Origin of the sequence: Candidatus Laterigemmans baculatus (assembly GCF_010367455.1) — a bacterium.
Classification (GTDB): Bacteria; Planctomycetota; Planctomycetia; order Pirellulales; family Pirellulaceae; genus Laterigemmans; species Laterigemmans baculatus.
Map to the genome: position 1 here is coordinate 36,333 of NZ_WRPR01000005.1, position 16,870 is coordinate 53,202.

The window sequence follows — 16,870 nt, forward strand, 5'->3', positions numbered from 1 at the left end:
ACCGCTGATGCGATGATGGTTCTGCGTGAGCAAGCAGCGATGTCCAGCTCGTGCTAGGCTGGAAAGCCTGACGTACGTTTATCGCAGGTCCAGTCCCGACGCGTCGCTCTCCGCCTCCGGTAATCGGCCCACCTCGGCGACCGCCAGGTGGGTGTTTCCGTAGGTCCGCACGTCCCAGCCCTCGGCAAACCACTCTCCGCTGGGCAGCTGGTTGGGATCGCTTTTGCGGTCCATCTCGGCGACGATCAAACTCCCTTCGGCGGCATTCTTGGCCGCCGTCTCCATCAGCCGGTCCAGCTGCTCGCGGTGGCTTTCCCACATCGCATAGGGCGGACAGCAGAAGACGGTGCGGCGTTCGGCCGGGGCGTGCTCGAGCCGCATCGGCGAGAGCCGAAAGGTGTCGCCGAGTAGGACTTCGACGCGCTCGTTCAGCCGGAGCTTGTCGAGCGACTGCCGGATCGAGCGGACGCTATCCCGCGAAGAATCGACGGCGATGGCGTGCCGGGCGCCGCGGCTGATCGCTTCGATCGCCAAAATTCCGGTGCCCGCGAACAGGTCGTATGCGACCGTGCCTTCGATCCCTTTGCCGAGGATGTTGAACAGGTTTTCGCGCACGTTGTCCTTCATCGGCCGCGTCAGTCGGTCGCCGTTGTACATCACGTTGCGGCGTCGGAGTTCGCCACCGATGATCCGCAGCGCCTTGGGACCGATCCGCTTCGGCTTGGCGGCCTCCCGCCGCTCGGACGCCTCGGATGACTCTCCGGCTGGTCGCTTCACGAGTTGCTCCCCACGTAGGTGACGAAAAGATGAACGGAGCGGCGGGCGTCCGGCAGCCCCGACCCTCGTCGGGGCGAAACCACCGGCTGGGTCTAAACCAAGGGCCGCTGCAGAGCGTATCCTACTACGATCACGCCCCGAACCCGATAGACCGCATGCGCCACATCAACCTTCAATTGTTCCTGCGAGCCGCCGCCTCCCGAGTCGCCGGTTCTCTGGCCGTGGGAGCTCTCGCCGCACTCCCGCTGACCCTCTCTCCGGCAGCTTCCGCGAGGGCCCAAGAATCCGCGGGGGCCCAAGAATCCGCGAGGGCCCCAGAAGCGGGTGCCGAAGCAGCAGCCGAGCCCACGCTCGATGTCGAAGTCGAGCAGGCGGCGTACCGCGACGCGATCGGAGCATGGCGGGAGACGATCGGCAAGATGCAGGAGGCCGCCTTGCGGTTTCACAATGGAACTGAAGCCACCGAGGAACAGTATCTCACGCAGTACCGCGAGCTGAGCGAGCAGGGGCGGGAAGAGTTCGACCGGGCGGTTCGCGCCGCCACGCGGTTGCTGGCCCACGACCCCCGCAGAGATTCGGAGTACGCCGAATTCCTCTTCGCCGCGGCCCGCTACCGCTTCGATCGCGACTGGTACGAGCTGACCGGAGAAGCGGCCGAGGCCCTGATCGCTGCCGGCATGACCGAGAGCGCCGAAGAGCGCCGGCTGCACGAAATCGCGGGAGTCAGCTTCTGGGCGACCAATCGTTTCGAGCGGGCCGCCGAGCATTTGCAGAAAGCGATTGAGATCGGATTCATCGATCCCAAACACCGGCAGCTGGTCGACTCGGTGAGCGATTACCAGCAGCGTTGGGAGCGTGAACAGCAGTTTCGCCAGGAAGCTCGTCAGCGGGACGATCTCCCGCAGGTGCGGATCACGACGTCGCGTGGCGACATGGTCGTCGAACTGTTCGAAGACCAGGCCCCGAACACCGTGGCCAACTTCATCAGCCTCGTCGAGCAAGGTTTTTATGAGGGGCTCACCTTTCATCAAGTCATCGCCTCGCAGATCGCCATGTCCGGCGATCCGGCGGGCGACGCTTCCGGCAGCGCCGGCTATCGGATCGCCGACGAAGGGGAGGACGAAGATGCCCGCGATACCTTCCGCGGCTCGCTCGTGATGGCCAAGATCGCCGACCCCCGCTCCAGGACCGGCCAAACGCTCCCGAATTCGGCCAGCTCCCAGTTCTTCTTCACCTTCATGCCGCTCCCCTGGGTCAACCGCGAACACACCGTCTTCGGCCGCGTGATCGATGGAGCGGGAACGCTCGCGGCGCTCACCCGCGTCGATCCGACGGCGAAGAAAGAAGAGGAGGAACACGAGGCCGTGCCCGACCGGATCCTCCGCATGGAAGTCCTCCGCAAGCGCCCGCACGACTACCAACCCGAAGTCCTCGAGGGTCCTCCCGCCGCGGCGATCTCGGCCGCCCCGGGCCGCTGAGAACGCAAAAGATTGAACGCCCTTTGTCCAGCGGTTACGCTGGACTATTGCCCCTAAATCCCTCGCCTCCGGTCTCTCGCCCCCCCAGCAACTCCCCGCTATCACCAACTCCCCCCACTATCGACTCAATTGCGGAGTTTTTCCCTATGCCCGAATCGAAGCCCAGCCAGAGCGCCGATCGCCAGCCCCCGAGTTGCCAGCCCTTGGGTCGCCAGCCCGTCGAGCGTCCGTCCGCCGAGGTTCCGACTGCCGGTGGTGCACCGTCGCGGCGCTCGTTCCTGAAAAATGGCGGCATGCTTCTGGCGGGCGGGGCGGTTGCCGGACAGCTGAGCGTGGCCCGCGGAGCCCACGCCTACGGCAGCGACACGATCAAGATCGGTCTGGTCGGCTGCGGTGGCCGAGGCCGGGGTGCGGTGATTCAAGCGATGAATTCCCCAGGCGACACGCGCCTGGTGGCCATGGGAGACGTATTTGAAGACCAGATCAGTACCGCCTTCCGCACGATCAAGAGCGACCACTCCGACAAAATCAGCGACGATGTCGGCCGCTACGTGGGGCTCGAATCGTACAAGGAAGTCATCAATAGCGATGCCGACCTGATCATCCTGGCGACGTCTCCCGGGTTCCGCCCGCTGCACTTCGAAGCGGCGGTCAACGCGGGCAAGCACGTGTTTATGGAAAAGCCGGTTGCCACCGACGCCCCAGGCGTCCGCCGCGTCTTGGCCGCGAACGAAATCGCTAAGAAAAAGGGACTGGCCGTCCAGGTCGGGCTCCAGCGGCATCACGAATTGCGCTACCAGGAGACGATCCAGCGGCTCCAGGAAGGGGCGATCGGCGATCCCATCATGGCCCGCGTCTACTGGAACGGCGCCGGCGTCTGGATTCGCAACCGCCAGCCGCAACAGACCGAAACCGAGTACCAGGTCCGCAACTGGTACTACTTCAACTGGCTCTGCGGGGACCACATCAACGAGCAACACATCCATAACCTGGACGTGATCAACTGGTTGATGCAGGACTACCCGGTCAAAGCCCAAGGGCAAGGGGGCCGTCAGGTCCGGACCGGTCCCGACACCGGCCAGATCTTCGACCACCACATGGTCGAATACACTTACGGCAACGGCACGACCATGCTCAGCCAGTGCCGGCACATCAAAGGTTGCTGGAACGAAGTCAGCGAATACGTCCACGGCACCAAAGGCTGGTGCGACATCTCCGCAGCGAAGATCTACGATCCCAACGGCAAGCTGACTTGGCAGAGCACCGCCGAGGAAGTTCGCGGCAAGGGCTGGCAGCAGGAGCACTACGACCTGTTCGCCGCGCTCCGCAAGGGCGAGATCCCCAACGAAGGCGACTACGGTGCCAAGAGCACGATGACCGCCATCATGGGCCGCATGGCGACCTACGGGGGCAAAATCGTCAAATGGGACGACGCCCTGAACAGCGACTTGGCGTTGGCCGATTTCGACAGCATCACCTCGTTCGACTCGGTCCCCCCGGTGACGCCCGACGAGGACGGACAGTATCCAATCCCGGTCCCGGGTGAAACGAAAGTCGTCTAAGGCTGGAGCCGCGGAGTCTACGGGCATCGCATTTGCGGCTTTCCCGCCGGTAGAATAGAGACGCCGGTAAACTAGAGACGGGCGATTCACGCCCCCCCGTGAATCGCCTTCCGCTTATCCGGCTCGTCAGCGGCGAGCCATGCATGGAGCTGCCTTCGATGACCGCACAATCGATTGCCGGAGTTCGTCCCCAAGGTCCCCCCGCCGAGCTGCCCCAGGGCGAACGAGCGGCGCGGACGTTTGCCGATCAGCCTCAGCAGCTGCATCGGCTCGCCTCCGAGATTCTCAGCGATGCGACGCACCGCCCGCTGGAGCTGCTCGAGCGGTTTGATACGCAGCAGCAGGGCGAGTGAGAGCGAAGCCGGCCCCGATACTCGAGCGTCTGATCGGGCTGGAAACCGAGTACGCCACGCTGCTGCAGTTGCCGCCCGACCAGCAAGTGCCTCCTTCGCGGCAAGCGGTGTATGCGGCCGTTTGCGAGCAGATCGCCGCTCGGATTCCCATCGCTCGCGGACGTTACGACTCCGACACGATCTTTCTCGCCAACGGCGGCGCCTTTTCCATCGAAAGCTCGCCCAACCGGCTCGACCGGCCCGGCGGGTTGATCGAGGGTGCAACGGCCGAATCGTGCTCGCCGGCGCGGGTCGTGGAAGCCCAGCGAGCCCAGGACCGGATGATCGCCGAAGCGGCGGCCGCCTCCGCGATCCCCGGTGAGCTGCGGATCGTTAAGAACAGCTGCGACGCGTACGGCCACATCTATGGGTGCCAAGAGAACTACGCGGCACCGGTCGCCACCGGGCTGCGGCTGGCCCTCTACTGGATGCTGCTGGTGATGATGATGCCCGCAGCGGTCCTGTACTGGTTCGCGTGCATCATGATCCTCGGAAGCGAGCTGGCGGTGCTGTTCGCAATTCGCTCGCTCGGCCGGCTGCTCGGCTTCGCCGCAACGAATCAGGGTTCGGCGGGCGATAGCGTGGCGGGCGACGCAGCCGATGCGAATCAGTTGCCGCTCTCGCTTCTGCGAGTCACTGCGGTGATCCTGCGGGTGATCAGCCTCCCGGCAGCCGGCATGCTCTACCTGATCGCCCGCTTCGTGGCCTTTCGCGAACAGCGCAAATTCCTGACCGCCTTCCTGGTCTCTCGCGTGGTGCTCACTGGAGCCGGGCACGTCGATCGCCGCAATCGCTTTCGGCTCTCCAGCAAAGCGCTGGCGATCGACACGGTCACCGGCTTTGGAGGCTATCTCGGCGAGCGTCCGATCTACGTGTTTCACCACTGGCTCCAGCAGCTCTGCGGTCGGTCGCTGCTCTCGATTCGTTCGCTCGGTGAGATGTTTCGTCAACGCCAGCGGCTGCAGATCGGTCTCAGCGATTCGAACATCTCCGACACGGCCGAGTACCTCAAGGTCGGCGCGACCGCCCTGGTTTTGGACCTGATCGAAGCTGGAGGCGGCCGCGATCTGCCTCGCTTGCAGCGTCCCATCCAAGCGCTGCACCGGATCACCTGCGACTGGAACCTCGTCTCCCGCGTCTTGACCAACCGCGGCGAGCTGTCGGCTCTCGACATCCAGCGGGCCTACCTGCAGGCCTGCATGCGATTCGTCGAGGCCGCTGGCGACGCCGCCCCACGAGAGGCCCATCGGATCCTCGAGCGGTGGGAAGCGACGCTCGCAGCCCTAGCCGCCTTTCGCTCCTCGGAGATCGACCCGCTGCCAGCCCTCGGCCACGTCGACTGGCTGACTAAGAAGTGGATGCTCGACCGCCTCGATTGCGAAGGCGTGGAGCAGGCCGCCGCCGCCGAGCGGTGGATGGCCCGCAAAAAGATCGATATCCGCTACCACGAGCTGTCCGATGACAGCTACTTCGCCCGGCTGCGCGCGGTCGCCCCGCAGCTGAGTTCGGTCGACCCGGCGGGCATCGATCTGGCCCTGCGGATGCCTCCGCTGAATTCGCCCGCTCTGCGGCGGGGACAATTGATCCGCGAATTCTCCGGTGGCACCGAGCCGGTTGCCGTCGATTGGTCGCACCTCGTAATCGGCTCGGGCCGGACGCGGCGGATCGTCGCCTTCGATTAGCCCCCGCGCGAACGCCGAGCGGGAAGGCGTCAGCTGCCACCCAATCGTTTCACGGCAAGCCGAAGGCGACTGTTCTCCGGAAACACCGACGCCTTCGGCTCGCCGTTAAACGAATGTTCAAGACACCGGAACACCCCTCCTACGGAAGAACGTTACCACCTACACGAGGAACATTGTTTGCACTCACGCTCTGCCCCTAAGAAAGCGCGCCTCAAGGGAGCGCATTGCGTGGGCCTTCCTCTGCGAATGGGGGGCTTGAGCGGGGGTCGAGTATGGGAGGAATTCGATGACCGCAGGGAACCATCCCGCCGCAGGCTCCATCCGCGCCGCAGCTTCCAAGGCCGCCGGCGACGTCGCTCCCACCGTGCTCAAGCGAGGGGGCAGCGCACTCCAGCTACTGCTCGAAGCCCGCTGCTTCGCCCGCGAACTCGATCGCAGCTTCTGGGATTTTGCTCTCGAAGCCGAGGCCCTGCGGAGGGGAGGGCTGGTCTGCAACGATCTCCGCTGGCTCGTCTGCAAAGGATTCCTCGAACATGCCACCGAGGTCGCCAGTGACTTTGGCGAGGAACGACGCTTTCAAAAAGGATGTGCACTGACGTTCACCGAGACCTCCTGCTTCGTGCTCACCGACGACGGCGTCGCATTCGTCCAGCAGTTTCACGAGCCCAATGGAGGCGCTTCCGGCTCCCCTCCAGCCCCAGTCTCCTTCGCCCGCACAACGCTTGCCCCGCCTCCCCATCCACCCGCGGCATCCAACGGAAACGGTTTGCGGCTCACCGATCTAGCTGACGCGCCGAGCGAAACCAGCGGGATGCGGACCGCACCTCCCTGCTGGGATCGCGATCGTCAAGAACTGCGGATGGGAACCCTGGTCGTGAAACAGTTCAAAGTGCCCGCTCCCAATCAGGAGATGGTGATCGCCGTCTTTCAGGAGGAAGGTTGGCCGCCGCGGATCGATGACCCCCTGCCTCCACGGACCGACCTCGACCCCAAACGCCGCTTGCACGATACGATCAACTCCTTGAACCGAAACCAAAAAACGCCCCTGATCCGCTTCCTCGGCGACGGGTCCGGCCAGGGAGTTCGCTGGGAGCCGACCATCCCCCAATCCGCAGCCGATTAATCGTCACCCATAACTGACATCGGTACACGAGTATATGCGCGAGAACGGATGCCGGCGGATTGCCGAAAGACGGGGGAAACCACGCAGCACAGGCGGGGAGCTGAACCACGGATAACACGAATAATTGGCTTGCGGATTCCCCTTTCAGCGGCGTTCTCCGTGCTATCCGCGGTCCCTCTCCGTTCCGTGCTTTTTCGTGGCATTCCGTGGCCACCATTCGTGATGATTCGTGGTTGTTTCCCCGTCCAGGTGCACACATCGATTCCGTTTCAGAGTGCGAAGGTTGCTGGGCGGGCGCGACCGACTTGTGCCATTCCGGAGCGCTGGCCAGCTCGCCTGCTCACCGCAGAGCCAGTCGCGTCCGCAGGAGCGAAGCCGTCGTCGCAATTCCGACGTGATAGCGCCGCAGCCGAAACGGTTCATCGGTATCGAGTCGATTGAGGCCCGGACGGGTCGTCAGCCCGACCCGAAATCCCGCAGCTCGAACGACGCGAACGGCCTCCGAGTCGACCGCACCGGCGGGGTAGGCGAATACCGGGAGACACGAGCCGAGTTCACGTTCCAAGTCCGCTTTGGCACCATACACCTCCTCCTCCAGCCGCTCTCGGCCGATGCGATTGAGCAACGGATGAGTCCGCGTATGGGCTCCGATGGCGACTCCTTCGGCGTGCAATCGCCGCAGCGCATCCCAGCCCAGCGTCGCTGGCTCGTTCGCCCCCTGACGGCTTCTCGGTGGACTGCCTGGGGCGGCTGCTGAGGCTCGAAGAAGTTGCTCGCAGATCCGGTCCACGCAGGCCATCGCTTCGTCATGGGGCAACGATTTGACGAATGCCCGAAGCCGCTGCGAAGCTCGCTGGCGACGGCGGGGTGTACTTAGCACCATCCGGCCACACGGCTCAGCGATCACGGTTCCGAAGTCCGCCTCACGGATCGCCCGCGCCAGGCGATCCCACCAGAAGCCGGCTTCTTGGCGGTCGGGATAGGCGGTCGGCACGAACAGGACCACCGGCAACTGCCGCTCCTGCAGCATCGGCCACGCGAGCTCCTGGAAGTCGGCGTACGCGTCGTCGAAGGTGATCAACACCGCTCGCGGGGGCAGCAGACGCCGATCGCCAGCCGCCGCGAGCACTTCCTCGATCGAAACCACGCAGTAGTGCTCCGCCAACACGTCCAGTTGCTCTGCGAACGCGTCGGGAGTGGCGCTAAAGAGTTTGGGATCGCCCGCGTCGTCCCGCTCGGGGCTGCCGATCCGATGGTAGGTGAGCACTCGCAACTCGAACGCCGGGAGCGTCTCGCGTCGCTCCAATCTTCCCACGCAATGCCTCGCCAGCGAGCTGCCAGCGATTCTGGCACAGGCGAGCTTTGCAACCTGCCTCATCGCTCGCCTCTTGCCCCGGCGGCGATGATCGGGACCTCCGCCGGCTCGGATTGCGGGGGCAACCCTCTCGCGCCCCGCGGCGGCACCTCCCCCCTCAGCTTGGGGCGGTTCTCGGAGCGGCTGCGGCGCAGACTCTTTCCCACCAGGCTCCACCAGTCGGCACAAAATGGGAGCGGATCGGTCCAAGAGAAGACGGCGGTGGCCTTCCTGCCGGCGAGCGATCGCAACCATTCGCTCAACCCAAGTTCCCCCTGCCGCCAATAATAAAAAGCCGAGCGCAGGTCCTGCCGCCAGTAGATCCACTTGGCATTTCCATCCGTCTGCTCTCGGGCCGCCGGCAACGGAAGCCCCACCAGATCGCAGTACATCGTGTACAACAATTCCACGCCCCCTGCTTCCGCGATCGCCGATCGACCGGTCGGGCGACCGATGTTCGGCTCAATGATCCACTGCTGACCACTGCGGGGATCTCGCTTCATCTCCAGGTAGCCGAGCCCGCGGTAGTCGACGGCGCGAAAGAGCCGCGTCGCTACCTCCCGAAGCTCATCGTTTCGACACGCCTCCCCCAGACAGCTCGTGCCGGTGCGAGGGGGCCATTGCCGGAGCTTGCGAGCCGTAAAGACCGCTTGCGGTTGCCCCTGCCGGTCGAAGTAACAATTGCACGAATAGAGATCGGCATCACTCCCTTCAATCCATTCTTGGACCATCAAGATCTCGGCCCAAGCGGAACATCGATCGTACAGTTCGAGCAGCTCCGAGCGGCATGCAACCCGAAAAGCTTTGACTTTCGTCGCCTCTTCCCAGCGCGGCGTTTTCCGCGGAGGTTTGAGGATGCAGGGAAAGCCCATCTCGGAGGCAGCCTGCTCTGCGTCTTTGCGAGAGGCGAGAAAAAGGGTTCGTGGAATCGGCAGATCATGAGCCATCGCGAACTCGCAAAAGGCCTTTTTGTCGAGCATCATTTCCACGACGCTCGCAGAGGGAAGGGCGATGCGAAAGTGTTTCTGCAGCCGCTCGCGCGACCGGGAGATCCACAGCACGCTGCTGTCGGTACAGGGAACGAGCACCGCTCGCCCTCTTCCGGCAGCTTCCAACTCATGACCAATTTGTTCAAGCGCATCGACCAGCCGTTCGCTATGGGTGGAGGCGAAAAGCTTTCGCTCACAGAGCCGCGTGCGACACGCAAAATGGCGAGCGACTTCTGCGACTCCGATGACCGGCACCCCGCGATGTGCGAGAACCCGCGTCGTCTGCAAACCCGTGATGCAATCGAGCCCGACGACCACCGCGGGGACCGCTTCCGCAGACTCTCGATGCGACGTGTGCATAGCTGCTCCAATCTACATCTGCGTCGGGCTCAGGCTGGCCGACTGAGGGAGATAGATCTTCTCGGCCATCGAAAGTTCGCCGGCATTCTGGAGTCGAAACACCTCCTGGACCGCAGCGATCTGCTGTTCCACATTCACCAACGAGCGCTCGCGATAGATTTGCGCCGCCGAGCGTTGCATTGCCGTAATGCAAGACCGCATCATATGATTCGCCCAAATCACCACACTGATTCCTACTTCTTCAAACACCGAAGTCGGCGTGGCGTAATACATCGTGGGCACAATCACCACGGGGCAGGTATCCCGCCAGCGATGCATGAATTCCAACACTTCATCGGCGGTCGAAATTTTGCTATGGATCAAGAGTGCATCAGCCCCCGCGGCATGATAGGCCTCGGCCCGCCGCAGCGTTTCCTCCATTCCCCACCCAGCGATCAATGCCTCGGTGCGGGCGACGACGACAAAATCTCCATCCTCTTGCGAGTCCTTCGCCGCCTTGATCTTGCCGACGAACTCGTCCACTTCCGCCAGAGGTTGCTGTTCACCATTGATAAAGGAGTTGGTTTTCGGAAACAGTTTGTCCTCGATGCACATCCCGGCGACACCGCGTTGCTCCAGCTTGTGCACAAGTCGGCGGACATTATTGAAGTTGCCGTAGCCGGTGTCGGCGTCGAGTAGGATTGGTATCTTGATCGCGTCGCTCATAAATTCGACCACCTCGAGTACCTGAGTCCAGCTGGCCTCGTTGCTATCGCGAACGCCGAGTGCCGCGGACATCGACAGCCCGCTCGCCCAGACGCCAGCGAACCCCGCCTCCTCGGCGATCCGGGCACTGAGGCCGTTATGGGATTCCATCAGAAACTCGGTGTTCCCCGAGCGGAGCAATCGCTGGAGCTGCGTCGACTTCTTCATGGCACCTGATCCCCTACCTACGAAACAAAACCATCACGCAATTCTTCCGAAGCATCCTGCGTCATTTGGCTGGCGCGGCGACCGCATCATCGAGGCGGGGCTCCTCCGATCGAGCTCGAATGATCTGTACGATCCGGCGGCCAATCTCTTTTTGGGTGTCGCGAGTCGAAGCTCCGATGTGGGGTGTCAGCAAAACCTGTGGCAGGCTCGCCAAACCCGAGATCGCTCCCTCTCCCTCCCGCTCGTGCACATCCAACCCGGCACCTCGGAGGTGGCCGCTCTGGAGCACCTCGAGCAGCGCTCGTTCATCCACCACGCCCCCGCGTGCCAGGTTCACCAAAAAGGCCCCTCGCTTCATCCGTCGCAAGGCAGCGGAATCCAGCAGGTTCCGTGTCGATTCGAGTAGCGGAACATGGATGCTGAGGAAATCCGCCTCTTCCAGAACCTTGTCAAAATTGGCCAGGCGGATGCCTCGCTGGGCAAGGCGATTTGCAACTGCCGGGGAGGGCTCGTCGACACATCCCTGCACTTCCATCCCCCAGGCCGCGCCCATCTCTCCGACACAAGCTCCGATGTTTCCACAGCCGATGATACCGAGCACCTTATCGCGGAGCAGAAACCCTTCCAGCTCGCTCTTCGCCCAACGTCCCTTCCGGAGCAGCGCGTCGGCCTGGGGGATCTGCCGAGCCAAGGAAAGCATCAACGCAAAGGCGAGTTCGGCAACCGCCCGCGCGCCCGGCTCCGGAATCCGCACAAACTCGATTGCTTGTCGGTGGACATAATCCAGGTCGACGTTGTCACACCCGGAGCCCGCTCGAATGAGCAATCGCAAGCGGTTCGATCGCCGCATCACATCAGCGGTGATTTGCACACCGCTGCGGAAGATAATCGCATCGCAGCCAGTACCCATTTCCGCCAACCGCTCCGGAGCGCACCCCCGCGCGTCGACGATCTCGTGATCCCGCTGGAGCTTCTCGAGCGCCTCTCCATCGACACTGCTCGCGATCAACAATCTCATGTTCCGGATCCTCCAGCCAAGGACGGTCTGCCAACCTGGTAGCCTTCGATGATGCTCCGCGCTTGCTGAACGACCATTTCCAGCGGGAGAGCCGCATCGATCACGAAAAAATGCTTGAACTGCGATTTCAATTGGCGGTACTCGAGGCAGCGCCGCTCCAGCTCGTCCACGGTTCCCTCACCTTTGCGACCGAGCATCTGCTCGGGTGATGCCTCGAGCACGATCAGCAGATCGGGTCGGCGGTAAAGCGTTTTTAGAAGCCAACCATGCATTCGCTGGACAACCCCCCGGTCATCCTCCGGCGGCGCCACATCGTAGGCGTAGTAGTCGCAGAAAAAATCTCGATCACATAACACCAACCGGCCCCGCATCCGCCAGTACCAACAAACCGATTGGCGGAAAATCTCCTCACCCATCAAGTTCAAAAGCCGCAAATCTGATTTGCCGTTGCGGATCAAACCTTTGATTCTATTTTTCGTTTGAGGATCTTTGCGTCGCACCCCTCGGCTCATATCTGGCCGCTTACCCCGCCACCGCTTCATCTCCAGCCACAGACGTGTCGTCGGCAGCAGCACATTGCTACACTCGAGATTGATCCCCATATAGACGTACTGGGCTGGAGTCTGCAGGGCGACCACCAGCTCGCGGCAGACGGTGGTTTTTCCCGCTCCATCCGGCCCCACCATTGCTACGGTGAATCCCATGTTTATCTCCCTCTCCTACAACGAGCCGGCGGCGGCGAGCGGCTTGCTGGCGACGACTCTCTCCACTCCCACCACTCCTTCATCCATGACTCTGCGCAGCGTTCGAGGGCAAACCGGGTAGGGATGCAGGACCAGCGAGGCGGGAAGGTGAGATAGCGCTTGGTTCAAACGCACGCCCACGATTTCCGGCAACCGTTCGAGCAGCGGGCTGATGCGGTCCGGGAACGCGAACCGGTAGCTGCGGTAGCAGGCCAGGACGCCTGAGAACTCCTCGAGCATCGAAAACCGCATCTGCGCAGCCACACGCTCGGCGGCGATCGGTCGCACCGTGTAGTCGGGCGCCCCATGGCTCACCACAAAGAACAGATGCTCGGCGGCTCCCCGGGCGCAACGCGCCTCGCCGAACAGTCGCTCCGGAGATACCTGCACATACCGCTGGCGGTGGATCAAATCGCTGACGCGTCGCAGCAGGCTCGACCGCCGAGCCACCGCTCCCGCGACCGACTCGGCCCAACGCAGCCCAACGAGCCGCAATCGTTCGCGACTGCGGAGGCGGCCCCAGATCTGAGGCAGCGAGGACAGGTGCCAATCCCAGAGGCGGATCGGCTCCGGAATCCCCACCATCTCGCTTCCATCGGCGGTGAGATAGATCCACTCATCGCCGATATACAATGCCCCTTGCTCCGCGTATCCCAGCAGCGATTCGGTTTTGCCACCCTTCGCCCAGCCCGTAATCAAGAGGTCACGACCTCGAGCGCGAACCGCCGAGGCATGGAGGGGAAGGTATCCTTTGGCGAGCGCTCTCAGGTTGATCAGATCGAGAAGGTAAGGAACCGCTGGCACCGCGGAACCACAAACAATCTCCAGCGGCTCGCCGACTGCCTCCATCGGAATCCGCACCAGCACTCGCGACTTCTGTTTGCCGCGGAGGACGTAGAACGCGCTCTCGTCGTAAGCAAACTCGCCATCACCCAGGTACCGCAGTGTCGACCGACTGGGCAGCTGCTCGCCGAACCGGATATGGATGTCCGCCTCTCCGCCCACCGGCACCCGCAGTCTCCCCAGCTGCCGACCCACCGCCGCCTCATCGCGCGCGGAAGCCCGGTGCAATCGCACCCGGACAATATCATCCAGCTGAAAATCGATTGAATCGCCCATGCGTCTTATCCTTGCTTTCTCATCGGCATGACGACGTCGCGGCATCGAGGTGATGAAGCACCGCCTTTCCGAAAGCCACACCAGCGGTCTCGGTCCGCTGCTGAGCGACGTCGCGAGTTGCCTCCGGATCGGGCCGGCTCGCTTCGCCCGGACCGTCCTCAATGCCGACCGAGGCGGCATCACCTCTTGTCGAGTACATAAGCCCAACCTGTATTTTTTCCGTGTCCCCACACGTCGTGGCCTTCGGACCACTGCGTTTCGTATGCCTCATCTAGAAACGGCAGCATCCATCGATCATCTCCCTTCGCTGCCCATACCCCACCGAGCCTTTCTTGCAATGCATAGGCCGCGCGGTAGAGGGCTCGATCTCCGATATGCCAGATCGGCATGTCCTGCCGCTCCAGGATGCGAGCGGCCATGATTTGGCCTTGCAACACTTCCCAGGCGTAGCCGGTGTAGACCGGCTGGGGACGGAAGCTGTCGCCGCGCCGCATGTCATCGGGCACCAGTCCGTCCACCGATACTTCACCGATCTGAGCGCCCGCGGGATTGATAAATCTCAGATCCGTCGGATCCGGATGCCAGGACAAATCGTCGCCGAAGCGATAGCCGGGATTCGGACCTACGATTCCCCGAACCCAGTAATCGCGAAGCGCCGCAAGTCGGACTCGGTCACCCAGATAGACGTCGATGGCACACAGCGTCCCAAAGGCATGCGAACCCCAGTTGTTCGGTCGACGGTGGAACATCGTCCGCAGCGTTCGCCCATCGCCCCCTTCCCAAACGTCGGCAATCTGCCGTAGCCATGCCTCGAATTCAGTTGTCCGGTACTGCACCAAATCAGCGGCCATGACGTACGCACCCGTCTCCCGGGCCCACGCGAGCGTTCTCCCCGCTGGACGGCCCCGGGCGATTAGCGCTTCGAGCGACTCGACGACTTTAGCGCGGAACCGCGTGTCGCCAGTCCGCGCAAAGACGATCGCCGCCGCCAGGACGCGCGTATTCGTGCGATCGTCCTTGTCCGACACATCGGGCCGAGACGTGTCCTGATTCGCTGCTTCGAAAACCGCCTCCCAGGCCGGCCCCTGTATCGGCTTCGCCCGGAGTTCTTCGGGGCTGGTCCAGATACCGATCGTCTGCGGCGGCGCGGAGGCAGCGACGGCCGCACTGGCAAGCAATCCGCACCAGGCGAGCAAGGCGGTGAACCATCGAACATTCCAGCCTAAACACGGCATGAGATTGAGTCCTTCTCATAATTCCACGTGCGGGCGCACTGCGTGCCGAGCAGATGATCCAGCCGGGCAACCTCGGGCGCAAAAAGCTCACGAAGCCGCTGACGGGTTTCGGGCCGCATCTTGGGCTTCGTCTCCGGGGTGTACTGCCGGTACAGCAGATTGCGGATCCATGCCGAAGTCTTCACACGACCGACAATCTTTTTCACTCCGGCACGCTTGGCGAGCTTCGAAACCCGCTTGGCCATCTGCGCCATTCGTTTGGAACGCGGCACCCCCGCCGGCATCAGTTTGTTGTTCTGCAGTCCAGCAGCGATTGGACGCGGCTGGACCTCCAAGAACGCGTAGATCTTCTGAGAAAACTCTACCGGCTGAGTTGCCAAATCATCGAACAGGGCGACGTGGATCTGCTCGCGGGGGAAATGGTTCAGGTACCGCTGCAGCTGCGTGCCATAGCGTCCAATGTCGATCAACTCGGGAACCCGCTCGAGCTCGTCTTCGAAGCTGCCCGCGAAGCGTCCGTTCTTGACCCCATCGAGATAATCGGAGAAGGCTCGCTCGACTGGATCGCGGACGCAGGCGATCAGCTTTACCTCCGGCAGGTCTTGTGCGATCCGCCGACATGCCGGGCTCGATGCCATATAGGTGTGCGAGATTTCACCGACAGCGAGGTGCTGGCGCGAGGGTGCAAACTGGGACTGGTACCAGTCCCAGCCGCGATCGTAGTGAGCACAAAAGTAGTACGTTCCCTTTCCCGGCGCCGTGTAGATTTCGGGATGGTCCTGGAGCAGCTTGAAGATCCAAGTCGACCCCGCTTTGCTGGTGCCGATGTAGAGGAAGTTAGGACACATGATCATTGCACGGCCTCACGTGCTGGCAGGTAGGCAGCCGACAGAGAGGGAGCTGACGAAGCGGTCCGCGTTTCCGCCAGCAGATGGGTAATCCGGTCATGCAAAAATCTTTTGGACCATACCGCTCGCCCCCCTTTCGCAAGGCGTTTCCAGCCACGAGCTTCGTGGAAGCGGTAGGTCATCGCGGCCCAGCGTTCCATCAGCGTCAGGCACTCGAACAGCCGAATCCGATCGAGCGGGATGCGATCGCCTTCGAAGTAACCGGAAAGAAACTGCCGCTCGAAATGGGCCGCCAATTGGGGTCGGCATAGCAACCCATGGCTCAGCACTTGAGGGGCTGAAGCCTTGAGTGCCGTCAGGAACTGGCTGAGATCTTCATAGATGGGCGCTCGCCATCGGGCCAGCGTATCGATCACGCGAATCCGGCCGGTAGGGCCGGCGAGCACGTTCCGCGGCGCATAATCCCCGTGCCCTAAACCCAGTGGGAACCGTGGCGGCAAGATGGCGGTCGCCCTCGCCGTCAATTCCAATCCCAGCCGGGCAAGCGAACCGTCTCGAGTCGCTCGCGCGAGAAACTCGCAGAGCCGGGCCAGCGGATCGAGGAACTCCTCGCGAGATCCGCCTCGTGGCTGTGTGTGCTCGAGAGCGGGAAGCTCGTGATAGCGGCGGAGCCAAGCACCGGCATTGCGGAGGGCTTGATCGAGCGGTCCTCCCGGAGCGTGGCGCGACGGGCGGAGCGATGCCCAGAATAGCCAGCGGCCTAAGCTCTTCTCACTGACCTTCTCCAGCACCAACGATTGCTGATCGGGTAACAATTCGAGCACTCGCACCGCTCCGAACCGAGGATCATCGAGCCCAGCAACGTGCTGCTCGATCGCCGACATCGCTCGAAACTCGAAGCGGCTCTTCCATTCCGGCTGGGCCTTGGGAAACAGACGGGGCCGATCGTCCGCCACCGGTTCCGCAGCCGAGCGCTTCTGCGTCGAGGGTTTCTGCGCCGAGGGTTGTTTGACCAGAATCCGGTGCTCGGCTTCCCCAACTCCCACGGCAAATTCGAGCAGCGTTGAATTGATCCGCCGGCTCGTCCGCCGCAGTTCGACGCGAACCGCCGCGCCGGTCGTACCAGGACCCTGCGCGCCAGGACTTTGCGCGCCAGGACTTTGCGCGCCAGGACTTTGCGCGCCAGGACTTTGCGCGCCAGGACTTTGCGCGCCAGGACTTTGCGCGCCAAGACTTTGGGAAACAGGACTTTGGGGGCCAGGACTTTGGGGGCCCGCG

Annotated in this window: 16 protein-coding genes; 5 read left to right on the top strand and 11 right to left on the bottom strand. The window is 62.9% G+C overall.

Translation table 11 applies throughout. The features are described from left to right. Nucleotides 1–78 precede the first annotated feature (78 nt). On the bottom strand, nt 79–777 hold the full coding sequence (locus GNK13_RS00620; protein WP_164100493.1) for an RsmD family RNA methyltransferase: 699 nt from the start codon (nt 775–777) through the stop codon (nt 79–81). Between the two features lie 155 nt (nt 778–932). Between GNK13_RS00620 and GNK13_RS00625 the strand changes: the two genes are divergently transcribed. The 5 genes from GNK13_RS00625 to GNK13_RS00645 all read left to right on the top strand — a co-directional run bounded on the left by GNK13_RS00625 (nt 933) and on the right by GNK13_RS00645 (nt 7,014). Further along, complete coding sequence (locus GNK13_RS00625) at nt 933–2,255, top strand: peptidylprolyl isomerase (protein ID WP_164100494.1); 1,323 nt, start codon at nt 933–935, stop codon at nt 2,253–2,255. Nucleotides 2,256–2,401: 146 nt separating this feature from the next. Next, a complete protein-coding gene (locus GNK13_RS00630) occupies nt 2,402–3,817 on the top strand; it encodes a Gfo/Idh/MocA family protein (RefSeq protein ID WP_164100495.1) in 1,416 nt (471 codons plus the stop codon). A 158-nt stretch (nt 3,818–3,975) separates the two neighbouring features. Further along, nucleotides 3,976–4,170, top strand: a complete 195-nt coding sequence (locus tag GNK13_RS00635; protein WP_164100496.1) for a hypothetical protein — start codon at nt 3,976–3,978, stop codon at nt 4,168–4,170. Next, a complete protein-coding gene (locus tag GNK13_RS00640; RefSeq protein WP_164100497.1) occupies nt 4,167–5,891 on the top strand; it encodes a proteasome accessory factor PafA2 family protein in 1,725 nt (574 codons plus the stop codon). The genes GNK13_RS00635 and GNK13_RS00640 overlap by 4 nt, the downstream gene beginning before the upstream one ends. A 286-nt stretch (nt 5,892–6,177) precedes the next feature. Then, entirely contained in the window at nt 6,178–7,014 is an 837-nt protein-coding gene (locus GNK13_RS00645; protein WP_164100498.1) for a hypothetical protein, read from the top strand. A 340-nt stretch (nt 7,015–7,354) separates the two neighbouring features. On the opposite strand, the gene GNK13_RS00650 is transcribed toward GNK13_RS00645, so the two are convergent. The 10 genes from GNK13_RS00650 to GNK13_RS00695 form a co-directional block, all read right to left on the bottom strand. Continuing rightward, nucleotides 7,355–8,392, bottom strand: a complete 1,038-nt coding sequence (locus GNK13_RS00650; protein WP_164100499.1) for a polysaccharide deacetylase family protein — start codon at nt 8,390–8,392, stop codon at nt 7,355–7,357. Beyond that, nucleotides 8,389–9,717, bottom strand: coding sequence for a carboxylate--amine ligase (locus GNK13_RS00655; protein WP_164100500.1), 1,329 nt, complete (start codon nt 9,715–9,717; stop codon nt 8,389–8,391). Before GNK13_RS00655 ends, GNK13_RS00650 begins: the two co-directional genes overlap by 4 nt. Before the next feature lie 12 nt (nt 9,718–9,729). Beyond that, nucleotides 9,730–10,629, bottom strand: coding sequence for a phosphoenolpyruvate mutase (gene aepX / locus GNK13_RS00660; protein ID WP_164100501.1), 900 nt, complete (start codon nt 10,627–10,629; stop codon nt 9,730–9,732). Between the two features lie 61 nt (nt 10,630–10,690). Beyond that, nucleotides 10,691–11,647, bottom strand: coding sequence for an NAD(P)-dependent oxidoreductase (locus GNK13_RS00665; RefSeq protein WP_164100502.1), 957 nt, complete (start codon nt 11,645–11,647; stop codon nt 10,691–10,693). Continuing rightward, nucleotides 11,644–12,351, bottom strand: coding sequence for a hypothetical protein (locus tag GNK13_RS00670; protein ID WP_164100503.1), 708 nt, complete (start codon nt 12,349–12,351; stop codon nt 11,644–11,646). Before GNK13_RS00670 ends, GNK13_RS00665 begins: the two co-directional genes overlap by 4 nt. A gap of 15 nt (nt 12,352–12,366) precedes the next feature. Beyond that, nucleotides 12,367–13,509 carry a hypothetical protein gene (locus tag GNK13_RS00675; RefSeq protein WP_164100504.1) on the bottom strand — a complete coding sequence of 381 codons (1,143 nt, stop codon included), beginning with the start codon at nt 13,507–13,509 and terminating at the stop codon, nt 12,367–12,369. A gap of 19 nt (nt 13,510–13,528) precedes the next feature. Then, nucleotides 13,529–13,708 carry a hypothetical protein gene (locus tag GNK13_RS00680; protein ID WP_164100505.1) on the bottom strand — a complete coding sequence of 60 codons (180 nt, stop codon included), beginning with the start codon at nt 13,706–13,708 and terminating at the stop codon, nt 13,529–13,531. Then, nucleotides 13,689–14,744: an alginate lyase family protein gene (locus tag GNK13_RS00685; RefSeq protein WP_164100506.1), complete on the bottom strand. Its 1,056-nt coding sequence runs from the start codon at nt 14,742–14,744 to the stop codon at nt 13,689–13,691. Before GNK13_RS00685 ends, GNK13_RS00680 begins: the two co-directional genes overlap by 20 nt. Next, a complete protein-coding gene (locus GNK13_RS00690; RefSeq protein WP_164100507.1) occupies nt 14,732–15,598 on the bottom strand; it encodes a sulfotransferase domain-containing protein in 867 nt (288 codons plus the stop codon). Before GNK13_RS00690 ends, GNK13_RS00685 begins: the two co-directional genes overlap by 13 nt. Next, entirely contained in the window at nt 15,595–16,638 is a 1,044-nt protein-coding gene (locus GNK13_RS00695) for a phosphotransferase (protein WP_164100508.1), read from the bottom strand. The genes GNK13_RS00690 and GNK13_RS00695 overlap by 4 nt, the downstream gene beginning before the upstream one ends. Nucleotides 16,639–16,870 lie beyond the last annotated feature (232 nt).

Excerpts from the sequence above, each read along its gene's own strand:
- GNK13_RS00655 (WP_164100500.1), bottom strand. The coding sequence starts at position 9,717 with ATGCACACGTCGCATCGAGAGTCTGCGGAAGCGGTCCCCGCGGTGGTC.
- aepX (WP_164100501.1), bottom strand. The coding sequence starts at position 10,629 with ATGAAGAAGTCGACGCAGCTCCAGCGATTGCTCCGCTCGGGGAACACC.
- GNK13_RS00625 (WP_164100494.1), top strand. The coding sequence starts at position 933 with ATGCGCCACATCAACCTTCAATTGTTCCTGCGAGCCGCCGCCTCCCGA.
- GNK13_RS00630 (WP_164100495.1), top strand. The coding sequence starts at position 2,402 with ATGCCCGAATCGAAGCCCAGCCAGAGCGCCGATCGCCAGCCCCCGAGT.
- GNK13_RS00690 (WP_164100507.1), bottom strand. The coding sequence starts at position 15,598 with ATGATCATGTGTCCTAACTTCCTCTACATCGGCACCAGCAAAGCGGGG.
- GNK13_RS00670 (WP_164100503.1), bottom strand. The coding sequence starts at position 12,351 with ATGGGATTCACCGTAGCAATGGTGGGGCCGGATGGAGCGGGAAAAACC.
- GNK13_RS00635 (WP_164100496.1), top strand. The coding sequence starts at position 3,976 with ATGACCGCACAATCGATTGCCGGAGTTCGTCCCCAAGGTCCCCCCGCC.
- GNK13_RS00675 (WP_164100504.1), bottom strand. The coding sequence starts at position 13,509 with ATGGGCGATTCAATCGATTTTCAGCTGGATGATATTGTCCGGGTGCGA.
- GNK13_RS00645 (WP_164100498.1), top strand. The coding sequence starts at position 6,178 with ATGACCGCAGGGAACCATCCCGCCGCAGGCTCCATCCGCGCCGCAGCT.
- GNK13_RS00680 (WP_164100505.1), bottom strand. The coding sequence starts at position 13,708 with ATGTACTCGACAAGAGGTGATGCCGCCTCGGTCGGCATTGAGGACGGT.
- GNK13_RS00665 (WP_164100502.1), bottom strand. The coding sequence starts at position 11,647 with ATGAGATTGTTGATCGCGAGCAGTGTCGATGGAGAGGCGCTCGAGAAG.
- GNK13_RS00685 (WP_164100506.1), bottom strand. The coding sequence starts at position 14,744 with ATGCCGTGTTTAGGCTGGAATGTTCGATGGTTCACCGCCTTGCTCGCC.
- GNK13_RS00650 (WP_164100499.1), bottom strand. The coding sequence starts at position 8,392 with ATGAGGCAGGTTGCAAAGCTCGCCTGTGCCAGAATCGCTGGCAGCTCG.